At 73.1% G+C, this 23,689-nt stretch carries 24 protein-coding genes; 18 read left to right on the top strand and 6 right to left on the bottom strand.

The features are described from left to right. Window positions 1-18 precede the first annotated feature (18 nt). Genes F4554_RS25945 through ccsB form a run of 3 tightly spaced genes read left to right on the top strand, consistent with a single transcriptional unit; the run spans window position 19 to window position 3,500 of the window. A complete protein-coding gene (locus F4554_RS25945) occupies window positions 19-765 on the top strand; it encodes a cytochrome c biogenesis CcdA family protein (RefSeq protein ID WP_337796310.1) in 747 nt (248 codons plus the stop codon). Between the two features lie 3 nt (window positions 766-768). Then, window positions 769-2,466 carry a cytochrome c biogenesis protein ResB gene (gene resB, locus F4554_RS25940; RefSeq protein ID WP_179790003.1) on the top strand — a complete coding sequence of 566 codons (1,698 nt, stop codon included), beginning with the start codon at window positions 769-771 and terminating at the stop codon, window positions 2,464-2,466. Beyond that, on the top strand, window positions 2,463-3,500 hold the full coding sequence (ccsB, locus tag F4554_RS25935; RefSeq protein WP_337796202.1) for a c-type cytochrome biogenesis protein CcsB: 1,038 nt from the start codon (window positions 2,463-2,465) through the stop codon (window positions 3,498-3,500). Before resB ends, ccsB begins: the two co-directional genes overlap by 4 nt. 19 nt (window positions 3,501-3,519) lie before the next feature. On the opposite strand, the gene F4554_RS25930 is transcribed toward ccsB, so the two are convergent. From F4554_RS25930 to F4554_RS25920, 3 genes are all read right to left on the bottom strand, one after another. Beyond that, the gene (locus tag F4554_RS25930) at window positions 3,520-4,872 is read right to left on the bottom strand and encodes a phosphotransferase family protein (protein WP_179790002.1); all 1,353 of its coding nucleotides are present in this window, start codon (window positions 4,870-4,872) and stop codon (window positions 3,520-3,522) included. A gap of 49 nt (window positions 4,873-4,921) precedes the next feature. Next, window positions 4,922-5,311 (bottom strand): PLDc N-terminal domain-containing protein, encoded by a 390-nt coding sequence (locus F4554_RS25925; protein ID WP_179790001.1) that lies wholly within the window; start codon window positions 5,309-5,311, stop codon window positions 4,922-4,924. 146 nt (window positions 5,312-5,457) lie between these two features. Then, window positions 5,458-5,643 (bottom strand): hypothetical protein, encoded by a 186-nt coding sequence (locus F4554_RS25920; protein ID WP_179790000.1) that lies wholly within the window; start codon window positions 5,641-5,643, stop codon window positions 5,458-5,460. Window positions 5,644-5,762: 119 nt separating this feature from the next. On the opposite strand from F4554_RS25920, the gene F4554_RS25915 reads away from it, so the two are divergent. From F4554_RS25915 to F4554_RS25880, 8 genes are all read left to right on the top strand, one after another. Continuing rightward, window positions 5,763-6,320 (top strand): Lrp/AsnC family transcriptional regulator, encoded by a 558-nt coding sequence (locus F4554_RS25915; RefSeq protein WP_179789999.1) that lies wholly within the window; start codon window positions 5,763-5,765, stop codon window positions 6,318-6,320. Window positions 6,321-6,330: 10 nt separating this feature from the next. Next, window positions 6,331-7,293, top strand: a complete 963-nt coding sequence (locus F4554_RS25910; RefSeq protein ID WP_179789998.1) for a threonine ammonia-lyase — start codon at window positions 6,331-6,333, stop codon at window positions 7,291-7,293. Between the two features lie 17 nt (window positions 7,294-7,310). Beyond that, the gene (locus F4554_RS25905; RefSeq protein WP_179789997.1) at window positions 7,311-7,565 is read left to right on the top strand and encodes a DUF4229 domain-containing protein; all 255 of its coding nucleotides are present in this window, start codon (window positions 7,311-7,313) and stop codon (window positions 7,563-7,565) included. A gap of 199 nt (window positions 7,566-7,764) precedes the next feature. Further along, complete coding sequence (locus F4554_RS25900) at window positions 7,765-8,088, top strand: DMT family transporter (protein WP_179789996.1); 324 nt, start codon at window positions 7,765-7,767, stop codon at window positions 8,086-8,088. Window positions 8,089-8,111: 23 nt separating this feature from the next. Continuing rightward, on the top strand, window positions 8,112-8,690 hold the full coding sequence (locus F4554_RS25895) for a TetR family transcriptional regulator (protein WP_179789995.1): 579 nt from the start codon (window positions 8,112-8,114) through the stop codon (window positions 8,688-8,690). A 62-nt stretch (window positions 8,691-8,752) separates the two neighbouring features. Continuing rightward, a complete protein-coding gene (locus F4554_RS25890) occupies window positions 8,753-9,766 on the top strand; it encodes an ABC-2 transporter permease (RefSeq protein ID WP_179789994.1) in 1,014 nt (337 codons plus the stop codon). 9 nt (window positions 9,767-9,775) lie between these two features. Next, window positions 9,776-10,927, top strand: coding sequence for an L-cysteine desulfhydrase Cds1 (gene cds1, locus F4554_RS25885; RefSeq protein ID WP_425546751.1), 1,152 nt, complete (start codon window positions 9,776-9,778; stop codon window positions 10,925-10,927). Between the two features lie 84 nt (window positions 10,928-11,011). Beyond that, window positions 11,012-11,230 carry a hypothetical protein gene (locus F4554_RS25880; protein WP_179789993.1) on the top strand — a complete coding sequence of 73 codons (219 nt, stop codon included), beginning with the start codon at window positions 11,012-11,014 and terminating at the stop codon, window positions 11,228-11,230. 60 nt (window positions 11,231-11,290) lie between these two features. Here F4554_RS25880 and F4554_RS25875 read toward each other — a convergent pair whose 3' ends face one another. Next, window positions 11,291-12,163, bottom strand: coding sequence for a 1,4-dihydroxy-2-naphthoate polyprenyltransferase (locus F4554_RS25875; protein ID WP_179789992.1), 873 nt, complete (start codon window positions 12,161-12,163; stop codon window positions 11,291-11,293). Window positions 12,164-12,283: 120 nt separating this feature from the next. Continuing rightward, the gene (locus tag F4554_RS25870; RefSeq protein ID WP_337796201.1) at window positions 12,284-13,543 is read right to left on the bottom strand and encodes an AMP-binding protein; all 1,260 of its coding nucleotides are present in this window, start codon (window positions 13,541-13,543) and stop codon (window positions 12,284-12,286) included. A gap of 100 nt (window positions 13,544-13,643) precedes the next feature. Between F4554_RS25870 and F4554_RS25865 the strand changes: the two genes are divergently transcribed. The 6 genes from F4554_RS25865 to trhA all read left to right on the top strand — a co-directional run bounded on the left by F4554_RS25865 (window position 13,644) and on the right by trhA (window position 21,245). After that, the gene (locus tag F4554_RS25865; protein ID WP_179789991.1) at window positions 13,644-14,606 is read left to right on the top strand and encodes an o-succinylbenzoate synthase; all 963 of its coding nucleotides are present in this window, start codon (window positions 13,644-13,646) and stop codon (window positions 14,604-14,606) included. Next, window positions 14,603-16,378 (top strand): 2-succinyl-5-enolpyruvyl-6-hydroxy-3-cyclohexene-1-carboxylic-acid synthase, encoded by a 1,776-nt coding sequence (gene menD / locus F4554_RS25860; protein ID WP_179789990.1) that lies wholly within the window; start codon window positions 14,603-14,605, stop codon window positions 16,376-16,378. The genes F4554_RS25865 and menD overlap by 4 nt, the downstream gene beginning before the upstream one ends. A gap of 68 nt (window positions 16,379-16,446) precedes the next feature. Then, window positions 16,447-17,406 (top strand): GNAT family N-acetyltransferase, encoded by a 960-nt coding sequence (locus F4554_RS33845; RefSeq protein WP_179789989.1) that lies wholly within the window; start codon window positions 16,447-16,449, stop codon window positions 17,404-17,406. Between the two features lie 47 nt (window positions 17,407-17,453). Further along, a complete protein-coding gene (locus F4554_RS25850; protein WP_179789988.1) occupies window positions 17,454-18,635 on the top strand; it encodes a DUF2207 domain-containing protein in 1,182 nt (393 codons plus the stop codon). 191 nt (window positions 18,636-18,826) lie between these two features. Next, entirely contained in the window at window positions 18,827-20,485 is a 1,659-nt protein-coding gene (locus F4554_RS25845) for an ABC-F family ATP-binding cassette domain-containing protein (RefSeq protein ID WP_179789987.1), read from the top strand. A gap of 73 nt (window positions 20,486-20,558) precedes the next feature. Then, window positions 20,559-21,245 (top strand): PAQR family membrane homeostasis protein TrhA, encoded by a 687-nt coding sequence (trhA, locus tag F4554_RS25840; protein ID WP_179789986.1) that lies wholly within the window; start codon window positions 20,559-20,561, stop codon window positions 21,243-21,245. A 182-nt stretch (window positions 21,246-21,427) separates the two neighbouring features. Here the strand turns inward: trhA and F4554_RS25835 are convergent, their stop codons facing one another. Continuing rightward, on the bottom strand, window positions 21,428-22,750 hold the full coding sequence (locus tag F4554_RS25835; protein WP_179789985.1) for an isochorismate synthase: 1,323 nt from the start codon (window positions 22,748-22,750) through the stop codon (window positions 21,428-21,430). 63 nt (window positions 22,751-22,813) lie between these two features. Between F4554_RS25835 and F4554_RS25830 the strand changes: the two genes are divergently transcribed. Then, window positions 22,814-23,506: a demethylmenaquinone methyltransferase gene (locus F4554_RS25830; RefSeq protein ID WP_179789984.1), complete on the top strand. Its 693-nt coding sequence runs from the start codon at window positions 22,814-22,816 to the stop codon at window positions 23,504-23,506. Window positions 23,507-23,689 lie beyond the last annotated feature (183 nt).

The raw sequence follows: 23,689 nt of genomic DNA, 5'->3' as shown, positions 1-23,689 counted from the left end.
TCGGCCGCGGCGACATCGGTGGGCGACGGGTTCGCGCGTACGGCACTGCACGGCTCGCTGATGCTGGCGATCCCGATCGCGGCACTGGCCGGCCTGGTGTCGTTCCTGTCCCCGTGCGTGCTGCCGCTGGTGCCGGGCTACCTGTCCTACGTCACCGGGCTCACCGGCGCCGACCTGGCCTCGGCTCGGCGGGGCCGGATGTTGGCCGGCGCGTTGTTGTTCGTCCTCGGCTTCGCCGCGGTGTTCGTCTCCATCGGCGCGGTGTTCGGCGTGGTGGGCAACTTCCTCGCTGTCAACGCCGGCTTGCTCACCCGGATCCTCGGCGTGGTGGCGATCCTGCTCGGGCTGGCGTTCGTCGGACTCGTGCCCTGGCTGCAACGCGACGTACGGGTGCACAAGGTGCCGGCGGTCGGGCTGGCCGCGGCGCCGCTGCTCGGCGTGCTGTTCGGCCTGGGCTGGACGCCGTGCGTCGGCCCCACGCTCGGCGTGGCGGCGACGCTCGCGGTCAACGAGGGGACCGCCGGGCGTGGTTCGCTGCTGATGCTCGCCTACGCGCTCGGTCTCGGCGTGCCGTTCGTCCTGGTGGCGCTCGGCTTCCGGCGGGTGCTGGGCGGGCTGTCCTGGGTGCGCCGCCACCACGTGTGGGTGACCCGAGCCGGTGGCGCGCTGCTGATCCTGGTCGGCCTGGCCATGGTCACCGGGGCCTGGGACGCCGTGATCGGCCCGCTGCGGCAGTGGGCCAGCAACTTCCTGACGGTGGTGTGACGGATGGCTTCGACGCAGGAACGCGAACGCCAGGTGACGGCGGCCAAGGACGCGCCGCCGCTGGGCGCACGGGAGCTGACCCGCTGGGTGTGGCGGCAGCTGACGTCCATGCGTACCGCCCTCATCCTGTTGTTCCTGCTGGCGGTGGCTTCCATCCCCGGCACGCTCATCCCGCAGCGCCGGATCAACCCGGTGACGGTGGCGGAGTTCATCCGCAACAACCCCGGCCTGTCGCGGTGGTACGAGAAGCTCGGGCTGTTCGACGTGTTCGGCTCGCCGTGGTTCGGCGCGATCTACCTGCTGTTGCTGGTGTCCCTGCTCGGCTGCATCCTGCCGCGCACGCTCGCCCACTGGCGGCTGATCCGGTCCCGGCCACCGGTCGCGCCGCGCCGCCTGGAGCGGCTGTCGGTGCATCGTTCCTGGACCACCGACACCCCGCCGGAAAAGGTGCTCGCGGCCGCCCGGGACCGGCTGCGCGCGGCGCGCTACCGCGTGGTGGCCGACGAGGGGCCGGCCGGTTCCTCGCTGTCCGGCGAACGCGGCTACCTGCGCGAAGTAGGCAACCTCCTCTTCCACATGGCGATCGTGGTGGTGCTGGTCGGCGTGGCCATCGGCAGCCTGTTCGGTTTCCGCGGCACCGTGCTGGTCGTCGTCGGCAACGGCTTCGCCAACACCGTGACGCAGTACGACGGCTACCAGGGCGGCGGGCTGTTCAAGGAGAGTCAGCTGGCGCCGTTCTCGTTCACCGTGAAGAGTTTCAAGGTGAAGTTCGCCACCAACGGCGAGGAGAGCGGCTCGCCGCGGTCGTTCGACGCGGCCCTGGCGTACACCCCGCGCCCGGGTGCCACCACCCGCGACTACCACCTGCGGATCAACCACCCCCTGCACGTGGACGGTACGCAGATCCACCTGAGCGGCCACGGGTACGCGCCCCGGTTCACCGTCCGGGACGGCAGCGGCAAGGTGGCGTTCTCCGGGCCGGTGCCGTTCCTGCCCCAGGACGCGAACTTCTCCTCCACGGGCGTGGTGAAGGTGCCCGACGCCCGGCCGAAGCAGTTCGGGTTCGAGGGCTTCTTCCTCCCGACGGGGATGATCGACCAGCAGCGCGGCCCGATCTCGGCGTTCCCGGACGCGTTGCGGCCGATGGTGTTCCTCACCGGGTACACCGGAAACCTCGGCCTGGACGAGGGCGTGCCGCAGTCGGTGTACAGCCTCGACAAGACCCGGCTGACCCAGCTCAAGGGCGGGGACGGGCCCTGGCGCAAGTCGCTGGAGCCCGGGCAGACCGCCGCGCTGCCGGGCGGCGGGAGCATCCGCCTCGACGGCTACACCCGCTGGGTCAACCTCCAGATCAGCAGCAACCCGGGTGCTCCGGTGGCGCTGGTGGGCGCGGTGCTCGCCCTGTTCGGGTTGCTACTATCCCTTGTAGTACGTCGCCGCCGGGTGTGGGTGCGAGTCGGCACAGACAACGGGCGTACCGTGGTCGCGATCGCCGGCATGGACAAGGGCGAACGGCTCAGCTCCCGCGCACCGGGCGTGGCCCGGGCGGCACCCGACGAGGGAGACCGCGCCGAGCGGGAGGGGCGGTCCGGCCCGGCCGGCGCCGACGACGACGAGACGCGCGACCTCGCCGTCGAGATCGACAGAATCGCCGCGGACCTGCCCGGTCGTGCGGCCCCGGCCGGGGAGGAATCACCGTGAGTTCGTTGCTCGCGAGCTTGTCGGACAACTTCGTCTACGCCTCGACGGCGGTGATCGCGCTGGCGATGCTGGCGCACGCGGCCGAGTGGGCGTTCCGCCGCGAGCGCCGTACGTCCGGCCGGGCGGAGCAGGCCGCGACAGTGAGTGGCGAGACGAGCGGTGCGGCCACCACGGCGGTCGAGTCGGCCGCCGGTGACCAGCCCGGTGCGGGCGAGTCCGGTGGCGGCGTCGCCGTGCTGGAACGCGAGCAGCCGTCGGACGGCGGGGGCGGCGTGGACCGGGCCGACCTGTTCGCCCGGATCGGCGTGGCGCTGACGATCCTGTCCGCCGGCCTGCTCGGCGCGGGCGTGCTGTGCCGGGGATTCGCGGCCGGCCGGGTGCCGTGGAGCAACCTGTACGAGTTCTCCATCACCGGCAGCTTCGTGATCATGGTCGTCTACCTCGTGTCCCTGCGGAAGCTGCGCACCAACTTCCTCGGGCTGCCGCTGACCGGGTTCGTGCTGGTCCTGCTCACGGTGGCCATCTCGGTGCTCTACGTCCCGGTGACCGGGCTGATCCCCGCGCTGCAGTCGTACTGGCTGGCCATCCACGTGTCCGCCGCCTGCCTGGCCACCGGCATCTTCACCCTGGGTGCGGTCGCCAGCGCCCTGCAGATCTTCAAGGCCCGCTACGAACGCCGGGTGGCATCCGGGGCCCGCACTCCCGGCGGCTACTTCGCCCAGCTTCCGTCCGCGCAGGCCATCGACCGGGTGGCGTACCGGCTGAACGCGTTCGCGTTCCCGATCTGGACGTTCGCGCTGATCGCGGGCGCGGTCTGGGCGGCGGCGGCCTGGGGTCGCTACTGGGGCTGGGACCCCAAGGAGACCTGGATGTTCATCACCTGGGTCTGCTACGCCGCCTACCTGCACGCACGGTCGACGGCCGGCTGGCGGACCAAGGTGTCGGGGATCGCGCTGGTGTCCTACGCCGCACTGGTGTTCAACCTGGTCGGCGTCAACTTCTTCATCGCCGGCCTGCACTCCTACGCCAAGTAGGCACGGGGTCTGTCCTGGGTCACCGGCCGAACGCGGGGTAGATCGGCACCAGCCCGACCCCCGGCCAGGCCCGCCGGGTGGCCGCCCGCACCGTGCCGGCGAGGTCACCCAGCGCCGCAAGGCGGGGTTGACGGCGGGCGGCGTCGGCGAGATTGTCCAGCCGCAGCACGAACAGTTCGCGATGAGAGCCCAGATCGAACTCCCACTCGTCATACCGTCGTCGCTCGGCTCCGTCGGCAGTGAGGGCCTGGGACACCATCCAGATCAGTGCCCACAACGCCCAATATGCCTGGCAGGCGTCCAGCGCCGTGGCGAACTCGGCGTCGTCGACGTCCCGGCCGGCCTCGGCGAGCCGCTGCCGGTAGCGGTCGACCAGCACCTCCGACAGCCCGTCCGGCAGTCGGCGTACACACCAGCAGGTGGGCATGACCGTACGCACGTAGGCGAGGTCGCGAAGGGCGTGCCCGAACCCCCCGAACTCCAGGTCGAACAACCGCACCGTGCCGTCCTCGTCGACGTGGTTGTTGTCGGGGCAGCAGTCGTTCGGGCTGTACACCTGCCAGGACGGCGCGGCCAGTACCTCCTCGATCCAGTCGACCGCGGCCAGGGCGTCGTCGTCGACGGCGGACGCGAGACCTGGCTCGAGTTCGGCCAGGGTAGGGGCGAGTTTGGTGCGCACGTCGTGCGCGAGGCCGTCGCCGGCCGCGTGCGTCCCGAACCGTGCCCGCAGCCGGGCGTACTCCTCGCCCCGGCCGAAGCCCGCCAGGTGGATGCCGGCGAGCGCGTCGACGTAGCCGGCCATCCCGGCCCGCGCCTGCTCGACGCCCTCCCGCACCAGGACGTGGGCGAGGCTGCGCTCTGGGCCGAGGTCCTCCAGCAGGATGAAGCCGAGTTCGGCGTCCCCGCCGTAGAACGCGGGGGTCGCGCCGGAGGCGGACAGGAACTCCAGGCCGGCCCATTCGTTCCACAGCCGGTTGGCGGGGCTCCAGAAGCCGGTGGCGGCCCGGTCGAACTCGCCGTCGTCGCCCCGATGCGCCACCTTCACCACGGCCGTCGGGAACGCCGCGCCGGCGAGAACCAGCCGGGCGACGTGTGCGTGCCCGTCCACGCGAAGCGGCTCGTAGGCCGTCACGCGGACAGGTGTGCCGAGGTGGTCGCTCAGGAGGGCGGCCGCGCGGGTAGCGACGCCGGCAGGCAGGTGGTCGCCGAAGGAATCCTGGTCGGGCGCGGGCTCGACGGGCTCGACGGGCTCGACGGGCTCGACGGGCTCGACGGGCTCGACGGGCTCGACGGGCTCGACGGGCTCGACGGGCTCGACGGGCATGGACTGGTCGGGCTGGTCGGACGCGGCCTTCGACGACGGCGGGATCATCGCCGCAGAGTAGGCCCCGCGAGCCGCCGGCGGTAGCGGGTTTGCCGCCTCAGGCGTGACTGCTGCCGGCGGGACCGGGGCCTTCGCCCTCGTCGCCGCCGAGTTCGCGTTCGCGGCGTTCGAGGTCGGCCTGCCACTGGCGCAGCCGGTCGTCCTCGGACTGCTGCCGCATCCGGGCGAGCCGGGCGAGGAACTCCGGGTCGTCGTCGGGCGCCAGCGGCTGGCCGGGCCGGGGCGCGGGCCGGCCGGACGTGCTGCCCTCGATGGGCCGGCCGAGGGTCAGCCAGCCGACCGGTCCGGCGTACGGAAGGAACGTGATGACGAGCGCCCACGCCCACCGGGGCAAGGCCCGTACCCGGTCGGATCGGCTCTGCGCGAGGTCGACCAGGCAGTAGACGAGCAGGACGAGGGCGATCAGGACGGGTAGTACGCGAAGCACCGGACCCCCTCCCGGACGGCTGCGGGGTGAAGCTACCCCCGAGGGTAGCCGTCCGGGAGGCTCGAGGCCCGTGGTCCTCCCCGCGGGGTGGTGCGGCCCCGGTCCAGACCGTCTGGCTCAGTGTGAGCGGGTCAGCTGCGACCGGGTCAGCGCGAGCGGCGGACGAAGCGGCGGAACCGGTGGCCCATGCGGCCGGCGGTCGCGGAAGCCTGCAGGTCGGCCGAGAGCGAACCCTGCGAGGGTGTGGGGACGCGACGGGAGGTCGCGAGCGAGGTGGTGCCGAGGTGCGGAAGCTGACGGAGCGTCGGGAACTCCGGGGAACCGATGAACATCTGGTGGGTGTGCCCCTTGGATCGTTGGTGTATCTAGACGTACGCCGATGATTCTAAGGTGTTTGGAGGCGGAACGCCAACGGATTGCCTGCCGACGCCGAGGATTACGGAGGATCGTGATGGACGAGCTGGACGGCCGCCTGGTCGCCGCCCTGCGGGAGAACGCCCGCGCGTCGTACGCCGAACTCGGCCGGCTCGTCGGGCTGTCCGGTCCGAGCGTCCAGGAGCGTGTACGCCGGCTGGAGGAGCGCGGCGTGCTCACCGGCTACCGCGCTCTGGTCCGGCCGGGCGCCGTGGGCCTCACCGTGACGTCGCTGATCGGCCTGCTGCTGTCCGACAACGCCGACCAGAACGCGGTGGTGGGGCGGCTGGTCGGCGTGCCCGAGATCGAGGACTGCTGGTTCGTCGCCGGCGAGGAGTCCTACGTGGTCAAGGTGCGGGTCGCCGACGTCGACGCGCTGGAGGAGTTGCTGGGCCGGCTGCTCCGGGTGGAGGGGATCAGCCGCACCCGGACCACCCTCGTCCTGTCCACGAAATGGGAGGGGCGGTTGCCGATGTCCGGGCTGCCGGACGGCGCCGGGTCGGACGCCACGGACGCCCCGGACGCCCCGGACGCCCCGGACGCCACGGACGCAGCGAGCGACGGGGACGCCGGCGGCAACACCGACGCCGGGTAGCGTTTCGCGCATGGCCGAGAGCGCACTGGTGACGCTGGAAGACGTACGCACCGCCGCCAACCGGATCGCCGACCAGGTGCTGCGCACCCCGCTGGTCGCGACGTCCTGGGGTGAGCCCGACAAGCCGCTGTGGCTGAAGCCGGAGAACCTCCAGGTCATCGGGGCCTTCAAGGTCCGGGGCGCGCTGAACGCCGTCGGCGCGCTGACCGAGCAGGAGCGGGCGCACGGCATCGTCACGCACTCCTCCGGCAACCACGCGCAGGCGGTCGCGCTGGCCGGGCGGGAGTACGCCGCGCCGGTGACGGTGGTGATGCCGGACACCGCGCCCGAGGTGAAGGTCGCCGCGACCCTTGCCCTGGGCGCCGAGGTGGTGATGGTTCTGGCCGCCGAGCGGGAGTCGCGCACCGCCGAGCTGGTCGCCGAACACGGGTACGCCTACGTCCCGCCGTACGAACATCCCGACGTGATCGCCGGTCAGGGCACCATCGGGCTGGAGATCCTCGCCGACCTGCCCGACGTGGCGACCGTCCTCGTGCCGGTCGGCGGCGGCGGCCTGCTGTCCGGTGTCGCCACCGCGGTCAAGGCGCTGCGGCCCAACGTCACGGTGCTCGGCTGTGAGCCGGAGCTGGCCGGTGACGCCGCGGAGAGCATGCGCCTCGGTGAGCGCCGGGTGTGGCCGGTCGAGCAGACCTACCGCACCATGGCCGACTCGCTGCGGACCGGTCTTGGCGAGCTCACCTGGGCACACCTGCGCGAACGCGTGGACGGCGTGCTCACCGTCACCGAGGACGCCATCGCCGAGGCGGTGCGGGTGCTGGCCACCCGGTCCCGGCTGGTGGCCGAGCCCGGCGGGGCGGTGACCACGGCGGCCTACCTCAGCCACGCGGCCGACCTGCCCGCCGGCCCGGTCGTCGCGGTGGTGTCCGGCGGCAACATCGAGCCGGACCTCCTGGTCAAGCTGCTCGGCTCCTGACGTACGCTGCCAACGTCGTGCGTACCTTCCTCGTCTACACGCTGCTCCGGCTCGTCATCTTCCTGGCGTGCTTCGGAGTGCTGTACCTGCTCTTCGGCGCCCACGTGTCGGGATGGCTGATCGCCCTGCCCGCCGTGCTCTTCACGTCCGGTCTGTCCTGGTTGCTCCTGCGTCAGCGTGGCGTCGAGGCCGGCGCGGCGCTGTCCTCCGGCTGGCGGTCCGCGCGCGGCCGGCTGGATGCGTCCACCCGCCGGGAGGACGCGGAGGGCTGACCGGTCACCCCGGTCGATTTCCCGGGTGATCCGCTGGTGGTGCTCCCGGCGGGTCACGTGCCGTCGGGCTGTTTCGTTCACGCGTTCTCGATCTCGCACCGCACCGCACCGCGCTCGCCCGCCGCTCGGAAAATGTGTACTCTCGTACAAGTTAAGTTGTACGGACGTACAGGTTCTCGCTGGCCGAGGAGAGTGCGAGATGGCGTGGCTGGTGTTGATCGGGTCGGGGTTTCTCGAAGCGGGCTGGGCGGTTTCGCTGAAGCTGTCCAACGGCTTCACCCGCCTGGTGCCGTCGGTGGTGTTCGCCGTGTGCGCGCTCGCCAGCCTGGCCGGGCTCGCGTGGGCGATGAAGCAGATCCCGGTCGGGCCGGCGTACGCGGCCTGGACCGGCATCGGCGCCTCGGTGACCGCCGCGATCGGCATGGTCTTCCTGGGCGACGGCGTGTCCGTCCTGAAGCTCGTCTCGCTGGTGCTGATCGTCGCCGGCGTGATCGGGCTCAACCTGTCCGGGGCGGGGCACTGACCGGCCGGGCGGCGCCGCGCCCGGTGTCGCGACAGGAGCCCCGGCAGGAACGTGGCCAGCGGCGCCGGGACGCCCTCGTCGCCGCGGCCGCCGACCTGCTCGAGGACGCCGGGGTGGACGCGGTGAGCCACCGCGCGGTGGCTCACCGGGCCGGCGTACCCCTCGGTTCCACGACGTACTACTTCACCTCGCTGGACGACCTGCGCGCGGCCGCGGCCGGGGCCCTCGCGCAGCGGTGGGTACGCCGGGCCGCGCGCTCCGCCGCCTCCGTGCCGGAAGGCAGCTACGACGAGCGCGAGGCAGCCCGCAGGCTGGCCCGCGCGGTGCTGCCGGCCGGGCGTGCCGCTGTCCTCGCGCAGTACGAGCAACTCCTCGCCGCTGCCCGGCATCCCGCCGTCGCCGCGGTGCTGCGGGGGATGCGGCCGGCGTTCCTGGAAGTGATCGACGACCTGCTCGCCCGTACCGGCTGGTCCGGCCGGGTGGGTGCCGACGTGGTCCTCGCGCTCGTCGACGGTGCCGCGGTGAGCGCGCTGTCGGAGGGCCGCGGCGACGCTCGCGACGTCGCCACCGACCTGCTCGCCCAACTCCTGGGCGAGCGGTGACGGCGGTCGCCTACGCGCCGAGTTGCCGACTGGTCACGCTCCGTTGACCTAGCATCGTCGCCATGGCGGAGGGAAAGCGGAGCTTCCCGTTCCTCAAGGCGACGGTTCTGGTGGTGCTCATCTCCGCGGGCGCGGGCTTCTTCGCGTGGTCGTACACCTATGCGTTCGCCAACCCTGCTCCGCGAGAAGTTCCGGTCGCCGTGGTCGGCTGGAAGGGAACGCAGCACCGCGCCTTCGTGGCCGGGATGGACCAGGTGCTGGACGCCGCGCTGGTGGCGCGCCCCGCCGCCACCTACGCACAGGCCAGGGCCGCGATCGAGCAGCAGCGGGCGTTCGCGATCTTCGACCTGCGGCAGGCGCGGCGGGTGACCGTGGACGTGTCCTCGGCGTCGGGTGCGTCCGTCGCCCAACTCCTGCAGCAGGCGGCGCCGGTGGTGGGCAAGGCCGTCGGGGTCGATGTGGTGGTACGGGACGTCAAACCCAACCAGCCGGGCGACCCGAGAGGCCTCGCGATCTTCTACATCACGCTGGCGGCCGTCATCGTCGGCTTCGTCGGCGCGATCCAGCTCAACGTGCACGCGAGCAGCCTCGGTCCCGGCATGCGCATCGGGTTCACCGTCGGCTATGCGCTCCTGGGAACGTTCGCCGTCGCGGCGGTGGTGGACTGGTTTCTCGGCGCGCTCCAGCTGCCGTTCGTGACGGTCTGGCTGACGCTGGCCCTGACGATGTACGTCGCCAGCATGGTGTTCCTCATGTTCCAGGTCCTGATCGGGCCGTGGGCGCTCGTTCCCACCTGGGCGATCATCGTCCTGATCGGAAACCCCGCGTCCGGTGGCGTGATCTCCTGGCCCCTGCTGCCAGCGTTCCTGCGTGTCGTCGGGCCCTGGTTGCCGTCCGGCGCCGCGATCGGGGCGATCCACACCGAGGTCTACTTCCCGAGCTATCCGCACGGCCTGCCGTTCCTGGTCCTGGCCGGGTGGGCCGCGGTGTCGACGTGCGTCTTCTGGGTCGTACGGCGGCGGCGGGCGAGCGTCGACGACACGTCGCCGCCCGGGCGTCCCCAGGGCCGGAGCTAGGGTGCCGCCATGTCAGCGCCGTCCGTGCCGCCCGTCTCGCCCGCACCGCCCGACCTGCCCACACTTCCCGCCCCGGCCCGGCCGATGCCCGACCGCGACTGGGTGGCCGAGGCGGTCCGCCGGGTGGAGGCCGACGCCAACCGCAGTGCCGACACCCACCTGCACGTGTTCCCGTTGCCTGTCGAGTGGGGCATCGACCTCTACCTCAAGGACGAGTCGGTGCACCCGACCGGCAGCCTCAAGCACCGGCTGGCGCGGTCGCTGTTCCTGTACGCGCTGACCAGCGGCTGGCTCGGCCCGGACACGCCGGTGATCGAGGCGTCCAGCGGCTCCACCGCGGTCAGCGAGGCGTACTTCGCGCGGCTGCTCGGGCTGTCGTTCGTGGCGGTGATGCCGGCGTGCACGAGCCCGGAGAAGATCGCGCTGATCGAGTTCTACGGCGGCCGCTGTCACCTGATCGACGACCCGCGCGGGATCTACGCGGAGTCGCACCGGCTCGCCGAGGAGACCGGCGGGCACTTCATGGACCAGTTCACCTACGCCGAACGCGCCACCGACTGGCGGGGCAACAACAACATCGCCGAGAGCATCTTCGAGCAGCTGCGGCTGGAACGCCACCCGGTGCCCCGATGGGTCGTGGTCGGTGCCGGGACCGGCGGCACCAGCGCCACCATCGGCCGGTACGTCCGCTACCGGCGGCACGACACCGGGCTGTGCGTCGTCGACCCGGACGGCTCGGCGTTCTTCGAGGGCTGGTCGCGCGGCGACAGCGAGGTGACCGCGGTCGGCTCCCGGATCGAGGGCATCGGCCGGCCGCGGGTCGAACCCTCGTTCGTGCCCAGCGTCGTCGACACCATGCTGCGGGTGCCGGACGCGGCGTCGGTGGCGGCGATGCGGCACCTGCTCGGGGTGACCGGCCAGCGCGCCGGCGGCTCCACCGGCACCAACCTGTGGGGCGCGCTCACCCTGGTCGGACGGATGCGGGCGGCCGGTGAACGGGGGAGCGTGGTGACGCTGATCTGCGACGGCGGCGACCGGTACGCCCACACCTACTACGACGACGCCTGGGTGGCCGCGCAGGGGCTCGACCTCGCGCCGTACGCCCGCCGGCTGGCGGCGTTCACCGCCACCGGAACGCTCGAATCCGGCGACGTTCGGTAGCCGGGAATCGACGGTCGGCTACCCCGGGACTCCGTGTCGGCGGCCCCGGAGTTTCCGGGCGGTGCACCTGGGTAGCGGGCAGTTATGACCGACGAACCGCGCCGCGACTCGCAGGACAAGTCTCGCTGGGCCAAGGAAGGCGCAACGCCAGGCGAGGATCCGCGCGACATCGACGAGGAGCAGATCAACCCGGAGTACGTCCGACGGCTCCAGGAGCGCCGGCAGGTGTCCCATGCCAAGCAGGAGACCGAGGACGAGATGGGTACGTCGTCCACGACGGACGACCCCACCGAGCGCACCTGAGTCGACCGGCCCGCCCGCGTGCCGAGGTCTTCGGCCAGAAGGGCTCGGGCGGGCGGGACCTCAGGCGAGGACGAGCCCGACAGCGAGCAGCACGGCGTAGGCGAGTTCGGCCACGCCGGTGTCGCGGAGCACCGGGATGAGCTCCCGGCCGGTGGTCCCGCGCAGGACCGTGGCCACCGGCCGGATCGCCAGCGGCAGGGAGAGCAGCGCCAGCAGCGTCCACGGAGTCACCGTCACCGCGAGCACCACCACCACGACGTACGCCACGGCCTGCAGCCCGGCGTACAGCAGACGGGATCCGCGGTCGCCCATCACGACCGCGAGGGTGCGCTTGCCGCTCTCCCGGTCGGTCGGGATGTCCCGCAGGTTGTTGGCCACCAGCAGCGCGCAGGTGAGCGCGCCGACGCCGAACGCACAGGCGACGGCGGGCCAGGTCACCCGGCCGGTCTGCACGTACGTGGTGCCGATCACCGCGACCAGGCCGAAGAACACGAACACGCTGATCTCGCCGAGCGCGTAGTAGCCGTACGGCCTGCTGCCTCCGGTGTAGAACCACGCGGCGGCGACCGCGGCCACGCCGACCAGCAGCAGCCACCACGCGGTGGTGAGCGCGAGGACGAGACCGCAGACCGCGGCGACCGCGAAGCAGCCGAAGGCGACGGCTTTCACCGTCCTCGGCCGAGCCGCGCCGGAACCGACCAGGCGCTGCGGGCCGACGCGGTTGTCGTCGGTGCCGCGGATGCCGTCGGAGTAGTCGTTGGCGTAGTTGGAGCCGACCTGCAGGGCCACCGCGACGACGAGCGCGAGGGCGGCCTTCCAGGCGACGAACGAGCCGGCGGCCGCGGCCGCACCGGAGCCCGCGACGACCGGTGAGATCGACGCGGACAGCGTGCGCGGACGGGCGCCGTCCAACCACTCTGCGGGAGTTGCCACGGCCGGATTCTTTCAACGGCGGTGCCGTTCGCCGCGCCCGGGTCGGCCCGTGCCGACCGCCGGTGTCGACGGGCCGGGTCGACGGACCGCGTCGACGGGCCGGGCCGCGTGGACAGCAGCTCAGCCGGTGGCGCGTAGCGCCGAGCGGTCGACCTTCCCCGAGGGCAGCAGTGGCAGTGCGTCGACCACGACCACCTCGCGCGGGGCGTACGCGCGAGGATGCGCCGCGCTCACGTGGTCGCGGACGTCGGCCAGCGCGGGCGCGTCGGCACCCGGCCGGAGTACGACGTACGCCCGGACCCGGGATCCCCACTCGGCGTCCGGGACTCCCACCGCCGCCGCCTCGGCGACCCCGGGACACGACGCGACCGCCCGCTCCACCGCGAGCAAGGGGACGTTGACACCGCCGGAGACCACCACGTCGTCGGCCCGGCCGAGGATCTCCAGCGTCCCGTCGGGGCGCAGCCGGCCGAGGTCGCTGGTCAGGTGCCGGCCGTCCACCAGCGCCGCCGCGGTGAGGTCGGGCCGGCGCCGGTAGCCGGCGAACACCGTCGCGCCGCCGATCCGCACCAGGCCGCTCACCTCGTCGATGTCCAACTCGACCCCGGCCAGCGGCCGCCCGTCGTAGACGCACCCGCCGCACGTCTCGGTCATGCCGTACGTCGTGACCACCCGGACCCCGGCCGAGCGGGCCCGCTCCAGCAGCGCCGCCGAACTCGCCCCGCCGCCGGCCAGCACCGCGTCGTACGACCTGAGCGCGTCCACGGCCTCCGGCCCGGCGTCGAGCAGTCGCCCGAGCTGGGTCGGCACCAGCGCGGTGTACCGACGTCCGGACGGGCCGGACCCGCCGGGCGAGCCGGAGCCCAGCCGCGAGGTCGCCGCCGTGAACGCCTCCACCGTGAACCGGCCCGGCATCACCACCGGCGTCGTCCCCGCGACCAGCGACCGGACCAGCACCTGCAGGCCGGCCACCCGGGTCGGCGGCAGCGCCAGCAACCACCGGCCGGGGCCGCCGAGGGCGTCCAGCGTCGCCCTGGCCGAGTGCAGCAGCGCCGACCCGGGCAGCAGCGCTCCCTTCGGCTCGCCGGTGGAGCCGGACGTGGGTAGTACGACGGCGATGTCGTCGCGTTCCAGCGGAAGATCGGTCCGGAGTATGGTCAGGATCTGTTCGCGCTCGGGTCCCGGCGCGAGCGGCGCCGGCGCCGGTCCGTTGCCGTCGAGCCGGTCCGCGAGCAGCGCCAGCAGTCCGTCGACACCGGCCCGCACGACGTTCGGGTCGGCATGATCGACTAGGGCCTGCGAGCCGTCGCCCGAGCGGTCGGGAGGGTGCTCGTCCACGAGTTCGACGGCGACCAGTCGGCGGTGGAAGTCGGTTGGCACGTGACTAGGGTACGAGCCCGGTCTCGTGACACTGTGTCACGAACGTGCGGGGGAACACCCCGACGGGGACAGTGGCGGGGAAGGGACGGAGGATGCTGCCATGATCATCCGGGCGGACGGCGATCTGCACGTCTTCGCGGTGGCCATGCGCAACCGCTTCCGTAGCATCACCCTCCGTGAGGGGATCCTGGTCCGCGGCCCGGCGGGCTGGGCGGAGTTCAGCCCCTTCCTCGACTACGACGACGCCACCTGCGTCCCCTGGCTGCGGGCGGCCCGCGAGGCCGCGTACGACGTGTGGCCCACCCCAGTTCGCGACGCGATCCCGGTCAACTGCACCGTTCCCGCCGTCGGCCCCGAGCAGGCGCACGGGGTGGTGTGCCGCAGCGCCGGCTGCCGTACCGCCAAGGTGAAGGTCGCCGAGCCCGGCCAGCCAGAGTCCGACGACCTGTCGCGGGTGGAGGCGGTCCGCGATGCCCTCGGCCCCGACGGCCGGATCCGGGTCGACGCCAACGGCGGCTGGGACGTCGACACCGCGGTCCGGATGATCACCTGGCTGGACAAGGCCGCCGGTGGTCTGGAGTACGCCGAACAACCCTGCGCCACCGTCGAGGAACTCGCCCAGGTACGCCGACGGGTCGACGTGCCGATCGCCGCCGACGAGTCGATCCGGCAGGCCGCCGACCCCTACCGCGTCGTCCGGCACGAGGCCGCCGACATCGCCGTGCTCAAGGTCCAGCCGCTCGGCGGGGTGCTGGCCGCGCTGCGGATCGCCGAGCAGATCGGCCTCCCGGTGGTGGTGTCGAGCGCGCTGGAGACCTCGATCGGGATCGCCGCCGGGGTCGCGCTGGCCGCCGCGCTGCCGGAGTTGCCGTACGCCTGCGGCCTGGCCACCGTCTCGATGCTGACCGCCGACGTGGTGGCCGACCCGCTGGTCCCCGTGGACGGCGCGCTGCCGGTCGTCCGGCCCGAACCCGAACCCGCCCGGCTGGCCGCGGCCGCCGCCGACGAGGCGACCCGGCAGCGCTGGCTGGAGCGCCTGGACCGGGTGGAGGGCCTCGCGTGAACCCGTCCACCGCACTGGCCCGGGTGGTCGTCGACGAGCTGTGGCGGTGTGGCGTACGCGAGGCGGTGCTCGCACCCGGATCCCGCAACGCCGCGCTCGCGTTCGCCCTGCACGCCGCTGACGCACGGGGCCGGATCCGGCTGCACGTACGCGTCGACGAACGCACCGCCGGGTTCCTGGCCCTCGGCCTGGCCAAGGCCGGCCGCCGCCCGGTCCCGGTGGTGTGCACCTCCGGCACCGCCGCGGCCAACCTGCACCCGGCCGTCCTCGAGGCCAACCACGCGGGGATACCGCTGCTGGTGCTCACCGCGGACCGGCCGCCGGAGCTGCGGGGCGTGGGCGCCAGCCAGACGACGGACCAGCTCAAGCTGTACGGCGACGCGGTGCGGCTCTTCCACGAGGTCGGCGTACCCGAGCGCAGGCCTGGCCAGAACGCCTACTGGCGCGAGCTCGTCGGCCGGGCAACCGCGGCGGCGCGCGGCTTCCGCGACCGCAACCCCGGCCCGGTACACCTGAACTTCGCGTTCCGCGACCCGCTGGTACCCGAACCGACCGACCCGGTGGACCTCGAGGACCCCCGCCTGCGCGACGACTGGCCGGAGTCCCTCGCCGGCCGGTCCGGGCACGGCAGGTGGACCCGGATCGAGCGCGTGTCCACCGAGCACATCGCCTGGCTGGAGGAAGGGCCGCGGACGGTGGTGGTCGCCGGCGACGGCACCGACGCGCAGGCCCGCTGGCTGGCCGAGACGGCCGGCTGGCCGCTGCTCGCCGAGCCCTCCAGCGGTGCGCGGTCCGGCCCGAACGCGCTCGGCCCCTACCGCCTGCTGCTGGACACCGGGCCCGACCTCGAAGCCGGCATCGAACGCGTGGTGGTGCACGGCTGGCCCACGCTGTCCCGACCGGTGACCCGGCTGCTCGCCCGCCCGGACGTCGAGATCGTCGTGGTGTCCCGCCGGCCGTCCTGGCCCGACGCCGGCCACCAGGCGTACCGCGTCACCACGACCGCGGCGCTGGAGGGGACGGTCGAGGGTGCCGGCCGGCGTGAGCCGGACGAGTGGCTGGCCGCCTGGCTGGCCGCCGACCGGGCCGCCCGCGCCGCCGTCGACGACGTACTCGCGGAGGAGCCGGAGTTCACCGGGCTGCACGTCGCACGGGAGGTCGCCGGCGTACTGCCCGAGGGCGGCCTGCTGGTGGCCGGCTCCTCCAACCCGATCCGCGACCTCGACCTCGCCGCCGCGCCGTGGGGCAACCGGCTGGTCGACGAGTCCGGCCGGATCGACCCGCGCAACCACCGCCGCGTACTGAGCAACCGCGGCCTGGCCGGCATCGACGGCACCCTGTCCACCGCGATCGGGGCGGCGCTGGTGCACCGGTCCGGTCCGGCGTACGCGCTGGTCGGCGACCTCACGTTCCTGCACGACGCCAACGCGCTCGTCCGCGGCCCGTACGAAGCCCGGCCCGACCTCACCATCGTGGTGGTCAACGACGACGGCGGCGGCATCTTCAGCACCCTCGAACAGGGCGGGCCCGACCACGCCGAGGCGTTCGAGCGGATCTTCGGTACGCCGCACGGCGTCGACCTCGGCTCCCTCGCCGCGGCGACCCACACGCCGTTCACCCGGGCGACGAACGGAGCGGAGCTGCGCGGGGCGCTTTCCCGGTCTCGCGGCCTGCGCGTCGTCGAGGTGCCGGTCGACCGGTCGCGCACCCGTGACCTGCACGCGCGGCTGCGCGAGGCGGTGGCGGCCGCGGCGTACGACGGCGTGCGCTGACGCTTCGAGCCCGCGAGGACGTAGGTCGGCGGGCGCCCCGATCCCGCCGTCGGTGGGATGATCGGCGGGTGCACGGCGAGCTCACCGACGACCCGGCCGCCTTCCTGGCCTCGGCCGCGGGCTACTTCGCAGCGGACCCGGTGGTCAACAACGTGCTGGTCACCAACGTCACCGGCCGGGCGGCCGGGGTGATCACCGACCCGGCGCCGGCGACGTACCTCACAGTGCGAACCGGCGACGGCGACGGAGGCGAGGGCGGCGGAGGCGACGGCGACGGAGGTGAGGGCGGCGGAGGCGAGGGCGGCGACGTGGTGGCCGCCGCCATGCGAACCCCTCCGCAGCGGGTGTGGCTGTCCGCGGAGTCCGGCCCGGCCGCTGAACTGGCCGCGGAACTCCTGGCCGCGGCCTGCCCGGACGCGGCGGGCGTGGTCGGCACCCACCCGTACGTCGCCGACTTCACCCGGACGTGGGAACGCCTCACCGGCGCCCAGGCCGTACCCGAGCTTGCCGAGCGCCTACACGCGCTGGACGCGGTGACGCCGCCGCCGATGGCGGTCCCGGGCGCGCCCAGGTTGGCCACCGCCGCCGACCGGGACGTCCTGCTGGCGTGGTGCCTCGCCTTCGAGGCGGACGCCGCCGAGGCCGCCGGCCGGCCGGTGAACGCGCCGACCGAGGTGGAGCGGCGCCGCGTGACCGAGGCCGTCGACCTGCGGCTGGCCGAGCGGCGTTCGTGGGTGTGGGACCACGACGGGCCGGTGTCGCACCTCGGCGTCACCACGCCGGTGCACGGCGTCGTCCGCATCGGTCCCGTCTACACCCCGCGTGACCGGCGCGGACGCGGGTACGCGAGCGCGCTGGTCGCCGCCGTCAGTCGGCACGAGCTGGACGCCGGCGCCAAGACGTGCGCCCTCTACACCGACCTGGCCAACCCGACGTCGAACAAGATCTACGCCGCGGTCGGCTACCGGCCGGTGCGCGACGTGACGGCGTACCGCTTCGAGCGGGCTTGGGTGACAGGCCCGGGATGAGGACGCAGGGTGTGTTCGCACAGGGTGTGCTGGCAGGCTGAGCGGTCATGACGACGGCGTACGGCGGCCGGACCCGGTTCCCGGTCGTACTCCCCTTGGCCTCGCTCCTCGCGGGGCTGGTGCTGGCCGGGCTCGGCCTGGCCCACCCGGCGCCCGCCCACGCGGCGGTGGCGAAGGCCGCCGGGGCCGCGAAAGCAGCCAAGGCCGCCAAGGCTGCCGAGGGTGACCGCATCCCGGCGTACGACATCACCGCCCGGGTCGGCACCGACGGCTCGGTCGCCGTGCGTGAGCGGTTCACCTACGACCTGGCGGCGGGCCGGCCCACCCCGCTGAACTGGGCGGTGCCGATCAGGTTCACCTCGGCCGGTGAGAGCGCGGACGGCCGTGACCAGGCGACCGGCCAGGTGGTGTCGGTGCACGACCTGGCGGTACGCATGGACGGCCGCCCGGTGCGGACGTACCACGACCATCAGGCCTGGTGGTACGCCATCTGGATCGGGCCGGACGGCACCACCCCGGCCGGGCGGCACAGCTACGAGGTCAGCTACGTCCTGCGCGGGCTGGTCACCTCGCCGGGCGACCAGCGGCAGGGCGCGTCCGGCGCCGGCACGGCGCAGATGTGGTGGAACGCGATCTCCGCCCACGACGAGCCGATCGACCGGGTGCGGCTGACGGTGACGGCGCCGGGGACGCCGGCCCGGGTGTCGTGCACCATCACCGACGACGCGGCGCCCTGCAGGGCCAGAGCCGACGGGTCCACGGTCACCTTCACCGCCGCCAACCTGCCGGGCAAGAGCGCGGTGACCACCTACGCCGAGCTCCCCGGCGTGCACGCCGACGACAGCGCGGCGATCCTGCCCGGCGTGAAGGCCACCCTGCGCAGCAACCTCGCCGGCCCCGGCGCGATGGCCGGGCTGCCCGCGAGCGTCGTGTGGGCGGTGGCCGCGCTGCTGGCCGCGGCGGTGGTCGTGGGACTGGTGCTGGTCGCCCGCCGGCCGCGCCTGCCCGCAGCGGCGGTACGCGACACCGGCGCCCTGGTCGCGATCGGCGGGCTGGTCCTGGCGTACTTCCTTGCGAGGTACGACCTGATCTGGTGGGCCCTCCCGGTGGTCTGCTTCGGCGCCGCCCTGGTCGTGATGAGCCTGATGCTGCCGTCGCCCGGAGCGCACCGACCGGCCGAGCCGGCCCCGTCGCCGACCGGCCCCGAACCGGTTGCCCCGGCCGGGTAGGGTTGGTCCGTCCCCTCGATCCGGGAGTGATCCGACCGATGCGCAGCTGATCCGCGGGCTTCGTCCGTTGCGTGGAACGCGTTCGTTCCACCCGGGAGTCCGCCGACGTTCGGCCCCCGCGCGCGCTTGCTTCCAGGCAGCCGCGCACCATGCCGGCCAGGTCTTCTGGCCACGTCGCCCCCGGAGCAGCTATGTCCGCCGTGTCGGCTCTGTCCACCGTCGTCGTTCGCGACGTTCAGCTTCACCTCGGTCCCCAGCTCGTCCTCGGGGGCATCTCCGCCACCGTCGCGCCCGGTGATCGCTGTGCGGTCGTCGGACCCAACGGCGTCGGCAAGACCACGCTGTTGCGGGTGATGCTCGGCGCGCTCGCCCCCGACCAGGGCTCGGTCGAACGCCAGCCCGCAGAGGCCACCGTCGGGCTGCTTCCGCAGGAGCGGGACGCCCGGCCGGGTGAGACGCTCGCCGGCTACCTCGGCCGGCGTACCGGCGTCACCGCGGCCGAGGCCGAGCTCGCCGACGCGACCACCGCACTGGCCGAGGGGGAGAAGGGCGCGGACGACCGGTACGCGCTCGCCCTGGACCGCTACCTCGCCCTCGGCGCCGCTGACCTCGACACCCGCGCGCCCGCCGTCCTCGCCGACCTCGGCCTGCCGCCGGACCGGCTCGACGACCCGGTGCTGTCCCTGTCGGGCGGGCAACTCGCCCGGTTGGCGCTGGCGTCGGTGCTGCTGGCGAAGTTCGACGTACTCCTGCTCGACGAACCCACCAACGACCTCGACCTCGCCGGGCTGGCCAGGCTGGAGGAGTTCCTCACCAGCCGGTCCGGTGCGCTGGTGGTGGTCTCCCACGACAGGGCGTTCCTGCAGCGGGTGGCGACCGACGTACTCGAGATCGACGAGTTCAGCCGGCAGGGCCGGACCTACGGCGGCGGATTCGACTCCTACCTGGCCGAACGCGAGCGCACGCACGCCGCGGCGCAGGAGGCGTACGACACCTACGCCTCCCAGCGGGACGCCCTGCTGGAACAGGCGAAACGCAAGCAGGAGTGGGCCCGCGCGGGTGCCCAGCGCTCCGCCCGCAAGCCCGCCGACAACGACAAGTTCGTCCGGCACTTCCACATCCAGAAGGCCCAGGGCACTGGTGCCGGCGCGGCCCGTGCGCAGCGGGCGGCCGACCGGCTGGCCGAGGTCGAGGAGCCGCGGACGCCGTGGGAGCTGCGGCTGAAGCTGGACCAGGGTTCTCGCAGCGGGGCGCGGGTCGCCGGGCTGGCGGGCGTCGTGGTGGAGCGGGGATCGTTCCGGCTGGGGCCGGTCGACCTCGACCTGCGCTACGCCGACCGGATGGTGCTGGTCGGTCCGAACGGCGCCGGGAAGTCCAGCCTGATCTCGGTCCTGCTCGGCCAGCTGGAGCCGACCGCGGGGGAGCGGTGGATCGGGCACGGCGTCGTACTCGGGCAGATCGACCAGGTACGCCGGGGCGTGGCCGCCGACGTCGTACTGCTGGACGCTTTCCGGCAGGCCTCGGGGCAGGACGAGACCGAGGCGCGGACGTTGCTGGCGAAGTTCGGACTCGGCGCCGACGATGTCGTACGACAGACCGGCTCGCTCTCGCCCGGTGAGCGGACCCGGGCCGACCTGGCACTCCTCGTCGCGCGGCAGGCCAACCTGCTGGTGCTGGACGAGCCGACCAACCACCTCGACCTGCCGGCGGTCGAACAGCTGGAGCAGGCGCTCGCGGACTACGACGGTACCCTCGTGCTGGCCAGCCATGACCGAAAGTTGGTCGAAGCCGTGCACCCGACGCACATAGTTCACGTGCTAGATGGGCACATCAGCGTGGAACGCCCGTAAGACTAGATTCGTTACTCACCCGTAGCAGCTGGACCGGACTCGATCCACAACGGATCCGCACCGTGGAGGGCCCATGCACGTGCCAGACCTCGGAAGCTCCGTGCAGGAAACGGTCCACGACGTCGCCCAGACCGTCAAGCCGAGGTTGCGGGGCTGGCTGCACGCCGGCACCTTCCCGCTCTCGGTGGCGGCGGGCATCGTCATCGTGGTCCTGGCGCCGACCCCCGAGGCCAAGATCGCGACCGGGATCTTCGCCCTCACGGCCAGTCTGCTCTTCGGGGTGAGCGCGCTCTACCACCGCGGGACCTGGTCGCCCCGCGCGGCCGGGGTGCTGCGCCGGCTGGACCACGCCAACATCTTCCTGATCATCGCCGGCACCTACACGCCGTTCACCCTGCTGCTGCTGGACAAGCAGAACGCGAAGGTGCTGCTCGCCATCGTGTGGGGCGGTGCGCTGCTCGGGGTGGCGTTCCGGGTGCTGTGGCTTGGCGCGCCGCGCTGGCTGTACGTCCCGGTGTACGTCGCGGTCGGCTGGGCGGCGGCGTTCTGGCTGCCGGACTTCTTCGACCACGGCCGGGGCGCGGTCTTCGCGATGATTCTCACCGGTGGGCTGCTCTACTCCGCGGGCGCGATCGTGTACGCCACCAAGAAGCCGAACCCGTCGCCGCGCTGGTTCGGGTTCCACGAGGTCTTCCACGCGTTCACGGTCCTGGCGTTCATCGCCCACTACGTCGGCGTGTCACTGACGGTCTACTCCTGACCGCTCGCCCCAAGCGCGCACGGGTCGGAGGTTCGGCGGGGACCACGGATCCGGCCTGGTCACCGGCGTTCTCCGCGGAAGAATCGGCAAGCTGGGAAGACTTGTCGGGCCTATGACACCCATGAGTCTTCCCACCTCATGAGGCGAGCCGAACGAGGAGGAGAGCCGAACAAGGCTCCCGGTTACGGCGTCTCGGCGGGGTCGGGAGTGAGCGCGTCGCGTACGGGCACCAGCTTCGCCTGCGCCTCGGCGAGTTCGGACTCCGGTACGGAGTCGGCCACGATCCCGCAGCCGGCGTACAGCCGTAGCCGCCGCGGATCGTCGGTGTCCACCTGCGCGCACCGCAACGCGATGCCCCACTCGCCGTTCCCCGCGGCGTCCACCCAGCCGACGGGACCGGTGTACCGGCCACGGTTCATGTGTTCCAGCTCGGCGATCAGCTCGAGCGCGACCGGCGTGGGCGTGCCGCACACCGCCGCGGACGGGTGCAACGCCGCCGCGAGTTCCAGCGAGCTCGAGCCGTCCGCCAGCACTCCGGCGAGGTCGGTGGCGAGGTGCATGACGTTCGGCAGGTGGAGTACGAACGGCGACTCCGGCACGTTCATGCTCGTGCAGTGCGGCGCCAGCGAGTCGGCCACCGAACGTACGGCGTACTCGTGCTCCTCAAGGTCCTTGCTCGACCGCGCCAGCGAGGCGGCCAGCGCCAGGTCGCGCGCGTCGTCGTTGCTGCGCCGGATCGTCCCGGCGAGCACCCGCGAGGTGACCAGGCCGTTCTCCAGCCGGACCAGCATCTCCGGCGTCGCGCCGATCAGGCCCCGCACGGCGTAGGTCCAGCAGGCCGGGTAGTCGCGCGCGAGCCGGGCCAGCGGCCATCGGAAGTCGACCGGCTTCTCCGCGACGGCGAGCAGGTCGCGGGCCAGCACCACCTTGTCCAGGTCACCGGCGTCGATCCGGCGTACGGCGTCGGCGACCGCGCTCGCCCACTGCGCGCCGGTCAGCGCACCGTCGGCGAACACCACTCCCTGCGGCCGCTCCGGAGGCGGCGTACCGAACAGCGAGGGCAGCGACGGCACCGTCGGCAGGGCGGGCTCGACCGCGATGGTGGTGATCCAGCGGCGGTCGCCGCGGCGGCCGAGGACGACGCGGGGTACGACGAGCGTGGAGTGCCCGGGGTCGTCGGCGAACGCGAAGGATCCGAACCCCACCAGGCCGGTGCCGGGTTCGCCGATCTCGTCCCGTACGGCGGCGGACTCGGCCAGCTTGTCCCACCACTGCACCGCGGCCGCGAAGCGGTCGGCGCCACCGACGTCGAGCCGGGCCGCCTCGCCGTGCCCGACCAGCCCTTCGCCGCGCCGCACCCAGGCGGTCGCGTCCTCGGTGGGCAGGGTCTGCAGGAGATCGAGTCCGGCGTGCACGTCGGGGTCGAGCTCGGTGGTGCGTACGACCAGCCGGGGCACGTCAGGGGCCGCGAACTCGTCCGCGGGGATGGCCGATGATTCCGTCACGGCTCACCAGAGTAGGTGTCGGCCGAGGTTAAGGCGCGGGCGCGGCCGTGAGAGGTTGGACACGTGGCACGTGCATCCCTGGCAAAGCAGCCGGCCGAAGTGGCGGCGATGTTCGACGAGATCGCCGAGCGTTACGACCTGACCAACGACCTGTTGTCACTGGGGCAGGACCGTTGGTGGCGGCGGGCGGTGGTGAAGGCGGTCGACCCGCGGATGGGTGAACGCGTGCTCGACCTCGCTGCCGGCACCGGCACCTCCAGCGAGCCGATGGAGCGGGACGGGGCTTTCGTCGTTCCGTGCGACTTCTCCGTCGGGATGCTGGGCCGCGGGAAGCGGCTGCGGCCGGAGCTGCCGTTCGTCGGCGGGGACGCGCTGGCGCTGCCGTTCGCCGACGCGAGCTTCGACGCGGTGACCATCTCCTTCGGCCTGCGTAACCTGGTCGACCCGCGCGCCGGCCTGGCCGAGCTGCTGCGCGTCACCCGGCCCGGCGGCCGGGTCGTGGTGTGCGAGTTCAGCCACCCGGTGTGGGCGCCGTTCCGCCGGGTGTACGTCGAGTACCTCATGCGCGCGCTGCCCGGGATCGCCCGCCGGGTGGCGGCCGAGCCCGAGTCGTACGTCTACCTCGCCGAGACGATCCAGGCCTGGCCGGACCAGGCTGCCCTGGCCGCCGAGTTCGCCGCGGCCGGGTGGGGCCGGGTGGAGTGGCGCAACCTGAGCGGCGGCATCGTCGCGCTGCATCGGGCGTGCCGCCCCTGACGATCCCGTACGCCCGAACACCTCCAGGCAGCGTCCCGAACGACCCCGAGCACGCCCGGATCCATCTGAACCCGGCTGAACCCGGCCGAACCCGGCTGAACCCGCCCCAGCACCACGCCCACCGGTCGCCCAGCGCCTCCGCACCTGGCCGGTCCCGGCCGACCTCGGCGAAGAATCCCGAGC

This window comes from Actinopolymorpha rutila, from assembly GCF_013407855.1.
Classification (GTDB): Bacteria; Actinomycetota; Actinomycetes; order Propionibacteriales; family Actinopolymorphaceae; genus Actinopolymorpha; species Actinopolymorpha rutila.
The sequence above is the reverse complement of the archived record's forward strand: the minus strand, read 5'-3'. Positions and strand labels throughout refer to the sequence as shown.